The organism is Paenibacillus sp. 481 (assembly GCF_021223605.1).
Taxonomy (GTDB): domain Bacteria; phylum Bacillota; class Bacilli; order Paenibacillales; family Paenibacillaceae; genus Paenibacillus_B.
On sequence record NZ_CP075175.1, the window covers coordinates 3117501 to 3133905 of the forward strand.

15 protein-coding genes, 16 tRNA genes and 1 rRNA gene (1 of these 32 running past the window's edge) are annotated in these 16405 nt (G+C 46.6%); 29 read left to right on the plus strand and 3 right to left on the minus strand.

Annotation, left to right across the window (positions count from 1 at the left end; all coding sequences use genetic code 11):
* The 17 genes from KIK04_RS13750 to KIK04_RS13830 form a co-directional block, all read left to right on the plus strand.
* Nucleotides 1-361: ribosomal RNA gene (locus tag KIK04_RS13750) — 23S ribosomal RNA — on the plus strand (it extends 2573 nt beyond the left edge of the window).
* Nucleotides 362-443: 82 nt separating this feature from the next.
* Nucleotides 444-519, plus strand: a tRNA-Asn gene (locus KIK04_RS13755).
* Between the two features lie 4 nt (nt 520-523).
* A tRNA-Ser gene (locus tag KIK04_RS13760) sits at nt 524-615 on the plus strand.
* 5 nt (nt 616-620) lie between these two features.
* Nucleotides 621-695: transfer RNA gene (locus KIK04_RS13765), tRNA-Glu, on the plus strand.
* Nucleotides 696-777: 82 nt separating this feature from the next.
* Nucleotides 778-853: transfer RNA gene (locus tag KIK04_RS13770), tRNA-Val, on the plus strand.
* Nucleotides 854-859: 6 nt separating this feature from the next.
* Nucleotides 860-936, plus strand: a tRNA-Met gene (locus KIK04_RS13775).
* A 10-nt stretch (nt 937-946) separates the two neighbouring features.
* A tRNA-Asp gene (locus tag KIK04_RS13780) sits at nt 947-1023 on the plus strand.
* A 26-nt stretch (nt 1024-1049) separates the two neighbouring features.
* A tRNA-Phe gene (locus tag KIK04_RS13785) sits at nt 1050-1125 on the plus strand.
* A 14-nt stretch (nt 1126-1139) separates the two neighbouring features.
* Nucleotides 1140-1215: transfer RNA gene (locus tag KIK04_RS13790), tRNA-Thr, on the plus strand.
* Nucleotides 1216-1219: 4 nt separating this feature from the next.
* Nucleotides 1220-1305, plus strand: a tRNA-Tyr gene (locus tag KIK04_RS13795).
* A gap of 7 nt (nt 1306-1312) precedes the next feature.
* Nucleotides 1313-1386 (plus strand) — tRNA-Trp (locus tag KIK04_RS13800).
* Nucleotides 1387-1409: 23 nt separating this feature from the next.
* Nucleotides 1410-1485: transfer RNA gene (locus KIK04_RS13805), tRNA-His, on the plus strand.
* A gap of 9 nt (nt 1486-1494) precedes the next feature.
* A tRNA-Gln gene (locus tag KIK04_RS13810) sits at nt 1495-1569 on the plus strand.
* 3 nt (nt 1570-1572) lie between these two features.
* A tRNA-Gly gene (locus KIK04_RS13815) sits at nt 1573-1647 on the plus strand.
* A gap of 3 nt (nt 1648-1650) precedes the next feature.
* Nucleotides 1651-1725 (plus strand) — tRNA-Cys (locus KIK04_RS13820).
* A gap of 24 nt (nt 1726-1749) precedes the next feature.
* A tRNA-Arg gene (locus tag KIK04_RS13825) sits at nt 1750-1826 on the plus strand.
* A gap of 14 nt (nt 1827-1840) precedes the next feature.
* A tRNA-Leu gene (locus KIK04_RS13830) sits at nt 1841-1922 on the plus strand.
* 331 nt (nt 1923-2253) lie between these two features.
* On the opposite strand, the gene KIK04_RS13835 is transcribed toward KIK04_RS13830, so the two are convergent.
* Entirely contained in the window at nt 2254-3792 is a 1539-nt protein-coding gene (locus KIK04_RS13835) for a flotillin lipid rafts scaffold protein FloT (RefSeq protein ID WP_442951172.1), read from the minus strand.
* A gap of 96 nt (nt 3793-3888) precedes the next feature.
* On the minus strand, nt 3889-4458 hold the full coding sequence (locus KIK04_RS13840; protein ID WP_232274242.1) for an NfeD family protein: 570 nt from the start codon (nt 4456-4458) through the stop codon (nt 3889-3891).
* 229 nt (nt 4459-4687) lie between these two features.
* Between KIK04_RS13840 and KIK04_RS13845 the strand changes: the two genes are divergently transcribed.
* The 7 genes from KIK04_RS13845 to KIK04_RS13875 all read left to right on the plus strand — a co-directional run bounded on the left by KIK04_RS13845 (nt 4688) and on the right by KIK04_RS13875 (nt 9518).
* A complete protein-coding gene (locus KIK04_RS13845) occupies nt 4688-4993 on the plus strand; it encodes a LiaF transmembrane domain-containing protein (protein ID WP_232274243.1) in 306 nt (101 codons plus the stop codon).
* A gap of 49 nt (nt 4994-5042) precedes the next feature.
* Nucleotides 5043-5729, plus strand: a complete 687-nt coding sequence (locus KIK04_RS13850; protein WP_232274244.1) for a PspA/IM30 family protein — start codon at nt 5043-5045, stop codon at nt 5727-5729.
* Nucleotides 5722-6309 (plus strand): PspC domain-containing protein, encoded by a 588-nt coding sequence (locus KIK04_RS13855; RefSeq protein WP_232274245.1) that lies wholly within the window; start codon nt 5722-5724, stop codon nt 6307-6309. Before KIK04_RS13850 ends, KIK04_RS13855 begins: the two co-directional genes overlap by 8 nt.
* 1 nt (nt 6310) lies before the next feature.
* Nucleotides 6311-6988: a PspA/IM30 family protein gene (locus KIK04_RS13860; protein ID WP_232274246.1), complete on the plus strand. Its 678-nt coding sequence runs from the start codon at nt 6311-6313 to the stop codon at nt 6986-6988.
* 100 nt (nt 6989-7088) lie between these two features.
* Nucleotides 7089-7745 (plus strand): cell wall-active antibiotics response protein LiaF, encoded by a 657-nt coding sequence (liaF, locus tag KIK04_RS13865; protein ID WP_232278731.1) that lies wholly within the window; start codon nt 7089-7091, stop codon nt 7743-7745.
* A gap of 35 nt (nt 7746-7780) precedes the next feature.
* Nucleotides 7781-8890 carry a HAMP domain-containing sensor histidine kinase gene (locus KIK04_RS13870; protein ID WP_232274247.1) on the plus strand — a complete coding sequence of 370 codons (1110 nt, stop codon included), beginning with the start codon at nt 7781-7783 and terminating at the stop codon, nt 8888-8890.
* Complete coding sequence (locus KIK04_RS13875) at nt 8847-9518, plus strand: response regulator transcription factor (RefSeq protein WP_269671030.1); 672 nt, start codon at nt 8847-8849, stop codon at nt 9516-9518. The genes KIK04_RS13870 and KIK04_RS13875 overlap by 44 nt, the downstream gene beginning before the upstream one ends.
* A 169-nt stretch (nt 9519-9687) precedes the next feature.
* Here KIK04_RS13875 and KIK04_RS13880 read toward each other — a convergent pair whose 3' ends face one another.
* Nucleotides 9688-10221, minus strand: coding sequence for a hypothetical protein (locus tag KIK04_RS13880; protein WP_232274248.1), 534 nt, complete (start codon nt 10219-10221; stop codon nt 9688-9690).
* Between the two features lie 88 nt (nt 10222-10309).
* On the opposite strand from KIK04_RS13880, the gene KIK04_RS13885 reads away from it, so the two are divergent.
* The 5 genes from KIK04_RS13885 to KIK04_RS13905 all read left to right on the plus strand — a co-directional run bounded on the left by KIK04_RS13885 (nt 10310) and on the right by KIK04_RS13905 (nt 16402).
* Entirely contained in the window at nt 10310-11137 is an 828-nt protein-coding gene (locus KIK04_RS13885; RefSeq protein ID WP_232274249.1) for a YwmB family TATA-box binding protein, read from the plus strand.
* Nucleotides 11138-11250: 113 nt separating this feature from the next.
* On the plus strand, nt 11251-12795 hold the full coding sequence (gene zwf, locus KIK04_RS13890; RefSeq protein ID WP_232274250.1) for a glucose-6-phosphate dehydrogenase: 1545 nt from the start codon (nt 11251-11253) through the stop codon (nt 12793-12795).
* Nucleotides 12796-12831: 36 nt separating this feature from the next.
* A complete protein-coding gene (locus tag KIK04_RS13895) occupies nt 12832-13455 on the plus strand; it encodes a cyclase family protein (protein WP_232274251.1) in 624 nt (207 codons plus the stop codon).
* A gap of 312 nt (nt 13456-13767) precedes the next feature.
* Complete coding sequence (locus KIK04_RS13900; protein WP_232274252.1) at nt 13768-15369, plus strand: ABC transporter substrate-binding protein; 1602 nt, start codon at nt 13768-13770, stop codon at nt 15367-15369.
* A gap of 82 nt (nt 15370-15451) precedes the next feature.
* Nucleotides 15452-16402, plus strand: a complete 951-nt coding sequence (locus tag KIK04_RS13905; protein WP_232274253.1) for an ABC transporter permease — start codon at nt 15452-15454, stop codon at nt 16400-16402.
* The last annotated feature ends 3 nt before the right edge of the window (nt 16403-16405 follow it).

The following is a 16405-nucleotide window of genomic DNA, read 5'->3' on the forward strand; positions in this document are numbered from 1 at the left end:
TAGGTCCCAAGGGTTGGGCTGTTCGCCCATTAAAGCGGTACGCGAGCTGGGTTCAGAACGTCGTGAGACAGTTCGGTCCCTATCTGTCGCGGGCGTAGGAAATTTGAGAGGAGCTGTCCTTAGTACGAGAGGACCGGGATGGACATACCGCTGGTGTACCAGTTGTTCTGCCAAGAGCATCGCTGGGTAGCCAAGTATGGAAGGGATAAGCGCTGAAAGCATCTAAGCGTGAAGCCCCCCTCAAGATGAGATTTCCCACTTTTGGTAAGACCCCTTGAAGACGACGAGGTTGATAGGTTCGGGGTGGAAGTACAGTAATGTATGGAGCTGACGAATACTAATAGGTCGAGGGCTTATCCTAAATAAGCAAGATGATTCGAAATAACGATTTACCTTTCACGATCAGTTTTCAGGGCGCAAGTCTTGAATAAAGTAAATAATATTCCCTGATAGCTCAGTTGGTAGAGCACTCGACTGTTAATCGAGTTGTCACAGGTTCGAGTCCTGTTCGGGGAGCCATTATGGAGAGATGTCCGAGTTGGTCGAAGGAGCACGATTGGAAATCGTGTAGGCGTCACAAGCGTCTCGGGGGTTCGAATCCCCCTCTCTCCGCCAGATGTGGCCCGTTGGTCAAGGGGTTAAGACACCTCCCTTTCACGGAGGTAACAGGGGTTCGAATCCCCTACGGGTCACCACTCATCACTTAAACAACTGGTAAAAATTGAGGGTTGAAATAAGAGTGAGTATCTGATAAGATATAAGAGTGGTCAAGAAAATGGACGCTTAGCTCAGCTGGGAGAGCATCTGCCTTACAAGCAGAGGGTCGGCGGTTCGATCCCGTCAGCGTCCACCATAATATCGCGGGGTGGAGCAGTTCGGTAGCTCGTCGGGCTCATAACCCGAAGGTCGTAGGTTCAAATCCTGCCCCCGCAACCAAATAAATCGTGGAGCTGTGGTGTAGAGGCCTAACATGCCTGCCTGTCACGCAGGAGACCGCGGGTTCGAATCCCGTCAGCTCCGCCATTTAATTAAAGTAATTTTATAAGTAAGGCTCGGTAGCTCAGTCGGTAGAGCAGAGGACTGAAAATCCTCGTGTCGGCGGTTCGATTCCGTCCCGAGCCACCATATAATGGCTAGATGCCGGTGTAGCTCAGTTGGTAGAGCGGCTGACTTGTAATCAGTAGGTCGGGGGTTCAAGTCCTCTCGCCGGCACCATCGTGGAGGATTAGCGAAGTGGCCAAACGCATCAGACTGTAAATCTGCTCCCTTACGGGTTCGGTGGTTCGAATCCATCATCCTCCACCATTATTATAGGGGCATAGTTTAAAGGTAGAACAACGGTCTCCAAAACCGTTGGTGTGGGTTCAATTCCTGCTGCCCCTGCCAAGAGGATAGTTGAATATGATATGGCGGTCGTGGCGAAGTGGTTAACGCATCGGTTTGTGGATCCGACATTCGGGGGTTCAATTCCCCTCGGTCGCCCCATATCACTCTTGGGGATTAGCCAAGCGGTAAGGCAACGGACTTTGACTCCGTCATGCATAGGTTCAAATCCTATATCCCCAGCCATATGCGGACATAGCTCAGTGGTAGAGTATCGCCTTGCCAAGGCGAGGGTCGCGGGTTCGAATCCCGTTGTCCGCTCCAGATGGCGCCATAGCCAAGTGGTAAGGCAAAGCTCTGCAAAAGCTTTATGCCCCAGTTCAAATCTGGGTGGCGCCTCCAATATTTTTTATTTTTTTTCGTTGAGCGCCCTTAGCTCAGCTGGATAGAGCGTTTGACTACGAATCAAAAGGTCAGGAGTTCGAATCTCTTAGGGCGCGCCATATAAGTTTTATTTGCCGGCGTGGCGGAATGGCAGACGCGCGCGACTCAAAATCGTGAGGGAAACCGTGGAGGTTCGAGTCCTCTCGCCGGTACCATATTTATTATGTAGACACCTGAGGTCATGACCTCAGGTGTTTTTGCATGCTGCAAAACATAGAACATCGTTCCTTGATGCTGAATATTCCCTGCTCATAAATTGCATTGCAGTTTGAGACATGGGTGAGTGATTGGTGAGTTGTGAAGATGATCTTTTAAGCTGATATTATGGATATGAGGGGGGCCCAGCTTAAATATCTGGGCCTCCTTCATATTGGCTTTCATAAATCCGCTAGCTTTCTTAGCTAGAGATGACGGTGTTCTTTTTACCAATCGTAAGCGTTAGTTGTGTTGGACGCTACTAGCTCTGTAAGGCATGCAAGTGAGAGTTTAGTCACCGGTCGCTTGATTGGTTGTTGTAAGGTTCGGTGACTTTTCCTGCACAGTGCTTGCCACTTCAAGCGGTGCCGTTGCTGCACCTACGGGACCTTCTGTGAATCGCTTAACTAATTTGTCGAAGTCCAAACCGGATACGTCCTTTAACATTTGCGGCGCAGTAGCCATCAGCTTGGTTACATAGTTGCTTACTCGTGCAGCACCGTCGCCGTTGCCTGTATCGACTACGGTAAGTTTATCTATTGCGCTAAACGGCTCGGCTACTTTAGCTGCTAGTTCTGGCAGCATCTTCACAACGATGTCGAGGATGGCGGCTTCGCCGAATTTCTCGAACGCTTCAGCTAATTTTTGCTTAGCTTCTGCTTCGGCTAGGCCGCGCAAGCGAATAACTTCAGCTGCAGCCGTACCCCGTGCTCGTTCGGCATCTGCCAATGCCATGCCCTCAAGACGCTTCTGCTCTGCCTGGGCCTTAGCTTCAGCTTCAATGCTGTATTGCAGGGCGTCGGCTTCAAGTACTCTACGAGCCTTGTCTGCTTCAGCGGCTTGCACGACGGCGTAGCGCTCTGCGTCAGCCTTCTTTTTCACTTCTGCATCATATTGCTTCTCACGGCGCAATATTTCTTTGGTCTCTAAGTCTATCTCGCGTTCTTTGCGTACGAGCTCGACACGCATTTGCTCTTCAACAACACTTTGCTTAGAGCGTGCCTCCTGTATGTGGTAAGCTTGATCCGCTTCCGCCCGTGCCAAATCCTGATCTTTTTTAAAGGATGCGATTTTGAGCTCCTTTTCTTTGGCCGCTTCGGCGATGTTCGTATCGCGCAACAATTCGGCCTTCATACCTTCCTCTTCTGCCCGTGCCTTTTGGATACGGGCATCGCGGACTGCCTCTGCTTCCGCCACGTCGGCGTCTCGTTTAACAGCTGCAATTCGCGGTTTACCGAGTGCTTCTAAATAGCCGTGCTTATCACGTACGTCTTTAATGGTGAAGGAGACGATTTGCAAGCCCATCTTTTTTAAATCTCTGGCCGCGACGCTTTGAACCTCCTGCGCAAAGCGATCACGGTTGCGGTACACTTCCTCAACCGTCATTGAACCTAGGATGGCTCGCAAATGGCCCTCCAGTACTTCCTGAGCTTCGCTCTTAAGCCCGTCAGTTGGTTTACCGAGAAATTGCTCGGCTGCGGTAGCTACGTCTTCTACAGAGCCGCCAATTTTAATGATAGCGACGGCGTCTGTCATGACGGGAACACCTTGCTCGGTATATACTTCAGGTGTTGTCACATCTAGCTTATGGGACAGCAACGATAGAAATTGGACCTGTTGAAAAATAGGTAAAATAAATGCCCCGCCGCCACGTACAATTTTCATGCTGCGTCCTGACTCGTCGGTGTTAACATTTTTGCTGCCAAGATAGCTTCCTGTTACAATCATCGCTTCATCAGGGCTGACCGTCTTGTAGCGTGCCCAAAAAGCAAGACCCAGAATGACAATGACCCCCACCGTAATTAGCGGGATAGAAAGAAATTCGTTCATCAGCATGTTCGTATACAGCTCCTCTTTGGATGGTTTGGAAATAGGAGTCGTTAAATGATGATTATGAATACTGAACAGAGAAGGGAAAAATGTTAGTTATTCTGATTTATTAGGAGAATGACTGAACGTAGCAGAACGACTGAATGCGCTTAACTCATCAAAATGTGAAACATGTAGGGTATGGTCATCGACTTCAATGACGACAATTGTAGCCCCAGAAGGAATAAACGTGTTATCAAAGGATGAGGCGATTTGATTTGTTACACCTGCCCCGATGCGAATCATAACTTCACCATAGCCTGATGGGGGGATCGGGACGATGACTTCGCCCATTTTACCCGTCAAATCTTGTATGGAGAAAGCAACGGAGTTTTCATTGTTACGCATAGAACGAACGTAGACAAAATAGGTACAGACCGAAATGAGGATGGCACAGCTTAAGGAAATGACGAAAATGCTCCAAGCGTGCCATTGTGTGCTCTGGGTTAGCACAATGCCTGAAGCACCGAGCGTCGTTAATCCGCTAACCATTACACTAGGGTTAAAAAATGAGTGGTGCTGACCTGAAAGGCCGTCAAGGAAATGACTAACTATTTCCCCGAAGATGACAACGACAATGGCGTATAAGAGACCGAACGTAAATAACCCCCAGTAGATGGTCTCCATGGCATCGCTCCTTTCATATGTAAGAGAATGAATATTCGGTACATTTATGTATATGTATGCTGATGAGCATCGTTTCAAGATGTAGGGTGCGGATCTTATTTCTGTGGTCTGTGATGTTCCCCGACTTCGGTCTAGGTACAAATACCGTCCTCAGCCTGTTTTGGTTCGTTTCAATTCCACCTAAAATAAAGACATAAGCAAGAATACGAAGAAAGGTGGTGAGGGACGGATGGAACGGCGGAAGGGCAACTCGTTAGCGATTGTACTGATTGGTCTAGGCGCTTTCATTTTGCTTAGCAAGATTGGAATCTTTGCGGGTGACTGGTTTAGCTACTTGCTCCCAATATTGCTTGTCGCACTTGGTTACTACGGAGTAAGAGCAGGCAACAAATTTTTCGGATGGATGTTCATCATTATTGGTGGTATCAGTTTGTTGAGTAAGTTCTCTTGGCTCATTGTCATACTTATCGCAATTGGAATGATTATATACGGTTTCTCGATATTAAAGGGAAATCGGAACCATCAATCTTACTAAGGTTGGGTAGAGGTTACACATAGACGAGTCAAGGAGGGGCAAATACGGCATGAGCAATATTTTTCGAAGAGTTCGTGACATCACTTTGGCAACATTAAATGAGCATCTTGAGAAATCAGAAGATCCGGTACGCTTGATTGACCAGTTCTTAATGCGTACTCGGCAAGATATTTCAGAAGCGGAACGGTTGTACCATCAGTACGTGGCCCACGCTAATCAACTAAGGCATCAAATGAACCAAGCAGAGGAAATGCGTGACCGTCGCGAGCAGCAAGCGCTGCTAGCTTTAAAAGCAAACGAGGAGTTTGCCGCTAAGTTGGCGCTGCAAGAGAAGATTATGCATGAGGAGAAGGCTGATCAGTACCGTGATTTGTACGAGAAGAGCAAGCAGGCCATTCTCGATTTGGAAGAACAGCTTAATTCGTTGAAGAGCGAGTACCAGTCTGTGTATGATAAACGACAATATTACATTGCTCGTGTACAAACGATTCGCTTGCAGCAACAAATGAATAAGCGTTTTGGTCAGTATGGAGTTGGACAAACGGACGGCATGTTCCGCCGCTTGGAAGACAAAGTATCTGATATGGAGTGGGAAACGCAAAGCTTGGGTGACGTTCGTCGTGGACAATTTGGCGGTGCTTACCAAGGTAATGTAGAACGTGAAGCAACGCTACAACGTGAAATGGAGCGTTTGAAGCAGAAGATGAACGCTAAGGAGTTGCATAATAATGAATAAGAAGCTCTATCGTTCCGTTCGTGACCGAAAGTGCTGTGGCCTAATAGGCGGCATCTCCGAATGGTTAAACATTGATACGACGCTGTTGAGAGTGTTGTTCGTCATCGGAGTATTTTTATCAGGATTTACGTTGTTGGTCGTTTACCTCGTTGTAGCGATGGTTGTTCCTAAAAATCCGTACCATTCAAATGGTGGAGCTAGTTTCGGTGGTGGATATGGCCCGCAGCATGATCCGTACAATCAGCAAGGTCAATATGGCGGAGGATACCAATCCAATCGCCATGATTATAACGGCGCTAATGGCGCTAACGGCAATTTCAATCAAGGGTACGGCGCTGGGTATAACGCGGCACCAAACTACGGTGGACCGAAGCAAGCGAACGGTCAATACGGTGGTCAGTATGGTGGCCAATATGGCGGTCAATACAAATCGACTTATGGCGGATCGAACAATCAATACGGTCAGGCTAACGAGTCCACGATTGACTCTATGATGGAAGATATCGAGAAGAAGGCATTGTTGAAAGAACTGCAAGAATTACGCGACAAAGTGGCTAAATATGAGAAGGGGGATAAGTAAAATGGGAGTATTTAAACGTATTAAAGATATGACAAAGGCATCGGTACATGAGTTGTTGGATAAGGTGGAAGATCCGGTTGTTATGCTGAATCAATACTTGCGTGATATGGAGCAAGAGATTCATGAGGCAGAGGTAACCGTTGCGAAGCAAATGGCGAACGAGCGTCGTATCAAGCAACGCTTTGATGAAGCGATTCGCATCGTAACAGAGCGTGAAGCGCAAGCAGAACGTGCATTGACAACGGGTCAAGAAGAAGTGGCGCGCAAGTTGTTGGAAGAGAAGTTGTACTATGACCAAAAGGTAACGGAATTTGGTGACTTGCATGTGCAAGCAAAAAATCAAGCAGATGAGCTTATGCAACAGCTGCATATGATGAAAGATGAGTTCTACAAACTGCGCAACAAGCGTAACGAGTTGGCAGCACGTGCTCAAATGGCGAAAGCTCGTAAGCAAATGTCCACGATTAGCTCGTTGAACACGATTGAAGGTGGCAGTGCGACGCGTGGGTTCCATCGCATGGAAGAGAAGATTATGCAATTAGAAGCAGAAGCTGATGTCATGCGTGTACCGAATGGTGGCTACAATTCTGCTTACAAGGCTCCTGTTGATGTTGAAAAGGAATTGAAAGTGGATGAGCAATTAGCTGCTCTGAAAGCGAAACTAGAAAAAAAACAATAACTCTTGGGACTAGCGACAGGTTATGATATGCTATCAAAGGAGCACTACGGCGATGCACATGCATCGCCTTTAGTGCCTTTAATTGAATTTTGCGAGGGAGGTGCGGCCTTTGAAGTCAAACAACCGAATACTGGCGTATGTACTTATAATTGTCGGATTACTTATTTTAATCGGCAAATGGCTTGCTTTTGAGACGTTTCTCGCCCTCGTCTTCCTCTTTTTTGGTGTGCGTAAAATTCGTGCGGAAGAAATTCGAACTGGTTATATCTTAGTCGGTATCGGCGGAGCGTTGCTAATGATCATGCATTTACCGCTAATTATCGGCATTGTGCTTATATCTTTGGGCATTTTCTATATGCGATCCAGAAAAGTACGATTCCATGAACGGGTAGAAAAAAGGCAAAATTTAAGTACGACTTTGAAATGGGATCGGGAGCCTTACGTGTTGCGGAGCATGAGCATGTGGCATTTTTTTGGGGAAAGCAATATTGACCTGTCGCTGGCTATTTTTGAAGAGAAAGAAACGACTTTGTTGTTCCAAGGCATTATTGGAGATATGAATATTACGATACCTGACGATGTTGGCGTTGAAATTGAAGCAACGGTGTTGCTAGGCAGTATTGATATGCTGCGTGATAAGGAAACAGGATTTTATAATAAGTGGACGTGGCATTCGCCGAATTATGACTGTTCAGAGCAACGAGTAAAGTTGCGTATTTCATATATTTTGGGCGATATTGATATTCGCCTGCACTAAGTTGATTATTTATTGAAGGAGATGAGGGACCGCGAATGGAAACGAAGAAAAGTGCTAATATGCTCATTCGATTTATGGGCGAAGCGATACTGCTTTCGTTCGTGATGTTTTTTGTGGTCATTTATCTCATGCAGTCCTATGGATATGTGAAGCCATTCGAATCATGGACAGCAGGTGTAACGGCAACATTGTCAGCGCTGTGTATTGTGGCGCTTACGGCTTCCATCTTCGGTTTTTATCAAGGTTATCGCATTAAGCGGAGAATTGAGCTGCTGCGCGAATCGATGCTGCTCTTAGAGAAGGGCAACTTGTCCCGTCCGATGCCTGACTTAGGATATGATGAGCTAGGTGAGCTGGCCGAGCAGTTGGGGCGTGTCAGTAAGCGTTGGGAAGAGCAAGTGACATCGCTACAACGCTTGTCTACGAACAATGCTCAATTAGCGCAACAGGCTAGGGTGACGGCGATTATTGAAGAGCGGCAGCGCTTGGCGCGGGAGCTACATGATGCGGTGAGTCAGCAGTTATTTGCGATTTCGATGACGGCGACAGCCGTGAAACGAACGCTAGTGAAAGATTTTGACCGTGCGGAGCGGCAAGTGGAGCTTATTGAGGAAATGGCATCGGTTGCGCAATCGGAAATGCGCGCCTTGTTGCTTCATTTACGTCCTGTTCATCTGGAAGGGAAAGGCTTGGTACAAGGGCTTAGCGAGCTTATTCACGAGCTAGAGTCTAAAGTGCCGATCGAAATCCAGTGTGAGATGGATGAGCATATCGAATTGAACAAAGGGATTGAAAATCATTTGTTCCGGATTGTACAAGAAGCGCTATCGAATACGCTTCGTCATTCGAAGGCAGCAAGAATGGAAATTAAGCTGCAAAATCGTGATGATTATGTGCGCTTGCTCTTGCGTGACAATGGCATCGGGTTTGATTGGAACGATAAAAAGCAAGCTAGTTATGGTCTGCGCACGATGCAGGAGCGCGTGCAGGAAGTAGGCGGCTCTATTCAGTTCGTGACGGCGCTTAATAAGGGGACACGAATTGAGATTCGTGTTCCTGTTGTAAGAGAAGAAAGTGGATGGAGGGAGGACGATGGCAGCGATGGAGACGGACATGGACTTGGAGTCGTTGGAAATGCCAATTAAAGTACTACTAGTCGATGACCATGAAATGGTACGTATTGGGCTGGCCGCAGTGCTGAATACAGAGGATGGTATTGAAGTCGTTGGCGAAGCGAGCAACGGTGTAGACGGTATTCGCCTCGCTCAAGAATATAAACCTGACGTTGTGTTGATGGACCTTGTGATGGAGGGTATGGACGGGATCGAGACGACGAGTAAGCTGTTGCAGCTGTATCCTGACTGTAAGGTAATCGTATTAACAAGTTATCTGGATGATGAGAAAATGTATCCGGTTATTGAAGCGGGGGCATTCAGCTATTTGCTTAAAACGTCTCGTGCGACAGAAATAGCAGAGGCGATTCGTGCAGCTGCTCGAGGGCAATCCGTGCTTGAATCGCGGGTAGCCTCTAAGATGATGGATCGTTTCCGCCAGCCTAAGCCTGCACAAGCGGCGCATGAGCAATTAACGGAACGGGAGATGGACGTGCTGCGTCTATTAGCTCAAGGCAAGTCCAATCAGGATATTGCTGACGATTTGTTTATTGGAATTAAGACGGTAAAATTCCACGTGACGAATATTCTGGCTAAACTAAGTGTAGAGGACCGCACACAGGCGGCGATTTATGCTTATAAAAATGGGCTGGCTGAATAACAGTTAGCTCAGGTCAGATCAAGTCAGATCAAGTAAGATCAAGTAAGATCAAGCAAACGAGCCAATCATAAACAGTAAAGTGAAAAGTCCATAGGCTGCACCCGACTATCTCGTATGGAGGAGATAGTCGGGTGTTTTTGTATATTTGCATAGTGATGAGCAGGATTAGTTACTCGGAAAGCAGAAACAGTAGAGAAACAAATCCTATATCCAAGGCTATGGTTGTGCCAAAACGATTGACGTTGAATGGTGGCAGATCGTAAGATGCTTGATTGTAGTGATGATAATTATCCGAACTAGGGTAAGGTGAAGTGTTTAGAGGCTCTGAATAGTATTGCCCTAGCAATTGTCCGGAAAGTGCGCCGATATGCGGGCCAGTTTTTGCAGGAGTTTGCTGTCTTCCAGTGGGGGCTTTTGTTTTTAAATTTTTGGTTCGAGATGCTGGAGCTGCCTTTTTCTTTTTCGTTCGTTTCTTCTCTGGACTAACAGACTTTGATGTATCCTCTTGTTCAGAGAATTGAGACAAAGGTTGCCCTTGCTCTACATGACTCTCGTAGGGGAAGTCATTGGTGTATAAGATCATTTTTCCATTTTCAAGTGCTCTGAGTTGACCGGTATACCTTCTTCCGTCTTTCATAACAGCACAAACGAATCTACCGCGTAAACTGTAAATGACTCGTTCATCTATAGGAACGGGAATCATGGGTATAGACCTCCTTTGCAATCGAGTACTGGATAGCACAGTCTATTCAGCAATAGGTGAAGGTGTATAGACTTGAACCTAGAGGGGAATGCCGGGGGTAGCCCAAATTACGGAGGAAATGATGATGACCAAGCACGTCATGTTTCGTAGTAAGACGGCGGCGATTGCTGGACTAATTGGGCTTGCGTTGTGCGGCGCTTCGGTTGCAGTATTAAACGAAGTGGGCAGCTCGCAGCAAACTAGGAATCATGAGCGGAAGGAGCTTCAATTGGACATCGTGAAGCGGGTGAAGATGCTTTCGGTATTGGCTGAATTAAGCGGACAACACCATTTGCGTTCATCCATTATGATTCATGGGAGCTTTAAAGCGGAAGTTGATGAGGCAGTCTCGATTGCAAATTGGAAGCAGGTGGTAGGTATTCGTGAGCGACTGACTCCTCGTATGGAGCGGGGGAGACAAGTATACCGCGGACAGTATGTTACTTCGGCTTGGAAGGGCGATATATTGTTATATCAAGATGGCGAGGCACGTATTTATTATACGATTAAGTTAAGTGGACAAGCTAAAGGTGGCGTTTCGGAATCTGCTGTGGAGGGAGAACGACTGTTGCAGGCGATGTCTTCGTATCCGTATTTTCCAGAGTGGAGTGCAACTGTTCAGACGATTAGTAAGTCGAATGCTGTTGAAAGTTTTGCTATTGCGGAGAAAGCGTTGCATGAATGGGGAGTCGTAAAACCGTTGGATCGTTATTCAGATAAGCGGACGATTAGTGTTTCCTATGAGAGCGATTACATGGGGCAAGGTGTTCAAATGAATAACAGCAATGCTAATCTTCAAGTTGCTGTGCATGAAGATCAAGAAGCAGGAGAAACACGGGTTTCCTTTGGAACTCCACTTATTGCTGGCGAATTTTGACACTAATTTTCTAGTTAAAGAATAGCTTCCTTCTAACTTATATGCTAAAATGGCATCACATTCGAAATGTACTACAACATGCCTATTAACGAGTGTTAGGATGATGGAGAGAGATGACTGTGATGCATAACCATGAATCAGTATTAGCTGATGGCGCCGTATTTTTCATTTTTGGTGCTACAGGAGATTTGGCTCGTCGTAAATTGTTCCCTGCCATTTACAGTTTGTACCGTGAAGGCAAATTAGGGGAGCGTTTTGCTGTAATCGGGCTTGCTCGCCGCCCGCGTACGCAAGAACAGTTCCGTGAGGACGTTCGCGCATCTATTGACGAATTTTGCCGTTATGACGTGCAAAAGGACGAAGATTGGGGCAGTTTTGCTAAGCATTTTGAATACAAGCCGTTAGATATTAACAATGTTGACGGATTCCGCGAGCTCAAGGAACAAACAGAGCATATTGAGCGCGAGTTCGGAATTCCAGGCAATCGCTTGTTCTATTTAGCTTTAGCACCTGATTTGTTTGGCAGTGTGTCCTACAATTTGCGTGATGGCGGGTTGTTGGACGGCACAGGTTGGCATCGACTTGTCATTGAGAAGCCTTTTGGCTACGATTTGCCATCCGCACAAAAGCTTAATCATGAATTAAGCGGTGTATTTAAGGAAGAAGAGATTTATCGTATTGACCATTATCTAGGTAAAGAGATGGTTCAAAATATTGAAGTTCTTCGCTTTGCGAATGCTTTCTTTGAGCCGCTCTGGAACAACAAGCATATTGCAAATATCCAAATCTCGCTTGCCGAGACGGTTGGTGTTGAGGAACGTGGCGGATATTATGATCAAGCGGGTGCGTTGCGCGATATGGCACAGAACCATATGCTGCAAATGCTCACGATGATAGCGATGGAGCCACCAAGCCGTCTGCATCCGGAAGATATTCGCGATGAGAAGGTAAAGGTACTACGTTCTTTGCGTCAATACCGCAGTATGGACGAAGTACATCGTAACGTTGTACGTGGACAGTATTCCGCAGGTGTGTTAAATGGTAAATCTTTGCCGGGTTATAGGGAAGAGGAAAAAGTAAATCCTGCATCCGTAACGGAGACGTACTTCGGCGCACGTGTATTCGTCGACAATTTCCGTTGGGCAGGCGTTCCTTTCTACATTCGTACAGGAAAGCGTCTTCCGGTTAAAACGACAGAAGTCGTCGTTGAGTTCAAGAGCATGCCAACGAACGTGTATCTTGGGCAGAAGCATAACTTGGAGCCGAATTTGCTCGTTATTCGCGTGAATCCGATGGAAGGCATTTACGTCCGTATCAACGGGAAGAAGCCAGGTTCCGAAGGCGGCATTCAGCCATTGGCGATGGACTTCTGCCAAAGCAATATGGTGGGCATTAATACACCGGAAGCGTATGAGCGTCTTATCTTTGATGCAGCGCGTGGCGATTCTACATACTTTACGCGTTGGGATGAAGTTGCGTCGGCATGGTCATTCGTTGACCTCATTGCCGAGGTATGGGGTGAATCGGATAAAGATTTGCAACTGTACCCAGCTGGCTCATGGGGGCCTAAGCAGGCAGATGAGTTGCTGGAGCAGGATGGATTCCATTGGTGGCCGGTTAACGGACAAGATGAAAGTGAAGTCGTCTGGGCCAAATAATTTCACTGGCACTAGCAGCTAGGAGGCAAGTAAACGATGTTTAAATTGTATGATATCTCTATGACGATTGAGCAAGGGATGCAAGTATATAAGAATAAAGAAGAGAAGCAGCCGATCATTAATAACGTGCAGAACTTCTCCAATGCGAAAGCGTATGAGTCGCGCATCGATATCGATGTGCACTGCGGCACGCACGTAGACGCACCGTTGCACATGTTAGAAGATGGCGACACGATTGAAACAATCGGTCTGGACCAGCTTGTTGGACATGCGCGTGTGCTAGATTTGACGCATGTACAAGAAGGTATCAGCAAAGCGGACTTGGAGCCATTTGGCTTGCAAAAGGGAGATTGGGTGTTGTTTAAGACTCGCAACTCCCTTTCTGAAGAGTTCGACTTCGAGTTCGTGTATTTGAAAGACGACGGAGCTCAGTATTTAATCGAGCTTGGTGTAAAAGGTGTCGGTACGGATGGGCTCGGCATTGAGCGTGCGCAGCCGGATTATACGACACACCGTCCACTTTTTAAAAATAATATCATTATCGTTGAAGGTTTGCGCTTGAAGGAAGTGGAGCAAGGAACATACTTTATGGTTATCGCTCCACTCAAGTTGACAGGTATCGAAGCCGCGCCAGCGCGTGCGCTGTTGATTGGTCAGTAAACCTGTATAAGAAAAGCTGTGTCCGAATGGGGCGCAGCTTTTTTGCATGTGTGCAAATCGTAGGAACAGGTGTGTAGCGAAGGTTAAATGGAGTTTAAATAGAGTCTAAATGGAGGTCTAAATCAAAGTTCTAGTCAAGATGCGAATCTAACTTGCTTAAACTGGATAATAATGAATTTTATTTATTATTATCTAAAATATTAAATTCCTATAAAAAAACTCGGATAAAATCCTTGAGTTCCCACGAAAGCTTGTTATACTTAGATGTATGAATGTCTATAAACTGCCATTTAACGTCTAGGAGGAACTATCATGAAGCGCAAACGGTTGTGGATTACCACGTTGTTGTCACTGATGCTCGTATTAGTGACGTCAGCATGCGGCAGTAATAATGCCCCAGCACCTAACTCTACTACTTCCCCGTCAGGAAATGCAGGTCAAGCAGCAGACGGCGGCAATATGATCATTGCGGTATCCGATGATCCTCGTGTACTTAATCCTGTGTATGCAGGAGATCGTATCACGCTTACGATTAACCAGTCCTTATTCGCTCCACTTTATACGGTAAAAGAGGGTAAGAAGCAGTTTGTATTGGCTGAAAGTGTTACAGCAGCAGCTGATCATTTGACATACACGTTAAAGCTTCGTACGGGATTGACGTGGCATGATGGCAAGCCGATTACGGCTGATGACATCGTGTTTACGATGAATAGTGTGCTAGATGAGAAGCAGCATAGCTCTGATCGCGCATCCTTCGTCTACCAAGGCAAGCCGCTTACAGTCAAGAAGGTGGATGACTTGACGGTTCAGTTCGTTCTCCCGCAGCAATCTGCTGCATTTGAAGGAATGCTAGCTTCATTAATTCCGATTCCGAAGCATGTCTTTGAAGGGGAAGCGGACTTGGAAAAAAGCAAGAAGAACGCACATCCGATTGGCTCTGGGGCGTTTAAGTTCAAAGAGTACCGTCCAGGCGAATACGTGATGTTGGAGCGCTTTGACAACTATTTTGCAGGCAAAGCGAAGCTGAATACGGTGACATACCGTATTGCGAAGGATTCGAATGCTGCTAATTTGGCTTTGCAAAATGGCGAGTTGAATATGCGTATGATCGATGCGATTGATTACAGCAAGCTTAATAGTACTAACAAGTTCAATATGGTGACGTATCCAGAAGGTCGCCTGTTATATATGGCGTTCAACTTGAACGCAGATGTGATGAAAAAGAAAGAGGTACGTCAAGCCATCGCTTATGCGCTGGATCGTAATGAAATTATTACAGCGGCCTACAATTCGGCTGAATTTGCGGAGCCGGCTGCTTCGATCTTAACGCCAGATACGCAATATCATACAACGGATGTAGAGAAGTATGATTATAATGCGGAAAAGGCAAAGCAGTTGCTGACGCAAGCGGGCGTAAGCAATTTGAAGTTGCGTCTTGCTTATGTGAATACGAATAAGCCGATGACGAGTCAGGCGTTGTACGTACAGCAGAAGCTGAAAGAGGTAGGCATTGAAGTCGAGCTGATGGCGCTCGATTCAACGGCGTTCGGCAACATGTCGCTGGATATGAACAACACGGCGTATGAGTTGTCATTTGGCGGCTACATTATGGGGCATGAGCCTGACGCTTACAAATCGCTCTATTTGAGCGATGCAGCTTACAACTACTCGCATTACAAAAATCCACAATTCGATGCGCTGTGGGATCAAGCGGCTGTAGAAATGGATACGGCTAAACGCGGTGAGCTGTATAAGCAAATCCAGCAAACGGTCGCGAATGAAATGACGATTTATCCAATCGCATATGGCAAAGCGATCGTGGCAGTTGATAAGCGTTACGGCGGTTTGGAAGAGGCTATCGCCAAGCCAGTCGTCATGTTTGAAGACTTGTCCAAAGTCTTTTTGCAGCAATAAGACGGAGTTAGTGATCCACAATGAAGGGCGCCGACGAGATATGTAATGGTCGGCGGTCGGCGCCTATTTGGAGGAAATCCCTGTGCAGAAATACATCTTGCGACGAGTTCTACAGGCGATACCACTTTTGTGGTTTATTTCGGTCGTATCATTTGGACTTATCAAGATGGCTCCCGGCGATCCGGTGAAATCATTTGTAACACCCGATATGAGTCCAGAGGACGTAGAGCGTATTCGTCAAAGTTTAGGCTTAGATCAGTCGATTGTTGTGCAATATTGGAATTGGCTTGTAAATGTATTGTCAGGCGATTGGGGCTACTCCTTAACGAGCCACCGTCCGGTATCAACGCTTATTTTAGAGCGTATTCCGGCAACGGTGGGCCTAATGGGGGCAGCTCTCTTTTTGTCGCTCATTATTGCGGTCCCATTAAGTATGTATGCGGCATCTCGTAGAAATCGCTTCGTTGATCGCTCGTTAAATTTCGTGTCCTATATCGGGATTTCCATTCCGAGCTTCTGGTTCGCGATTATGCTTATATATGTGTTCTCGTTGAAGCTGAATTGGCTGCCGAGTATGGGGATGCGGACGATTGGCGTGGAATCGGTATGGGATTTATTGAAGCATGGCATTTTGCCTTGCACGGTGCTTATGTTGATGAACGTATCCGTGTATGTACGGTATGTTCGTTCGCAGACGATTAGTCAGCTCGAAGAGGATTATGTACAAATTCAGTACGCGTACGGGGCAACCAGAGGTTCAGTACTGAGAAGGCATGTGTTTAAAAATGTGCTGCTTCCGGTCATTACGATTCTTGGTATGTCATTTCCAGAGCTTATCGCGGGCGCCTTCATTACCGAGTCGGTATTTTCGTGGCCGGGAATGGGTTCGCTCGGCATTTCAGCGGTATTCGCGCTTGACTACCCTGTCATTATGGGAATTACGATGATTTCATCGGTCATGCTTGTACTCGGTAATTTAATTGCCGATCTCTTGTATGGCATAGTCGATCCGCGAATTAAAACGATGGGGTGATTC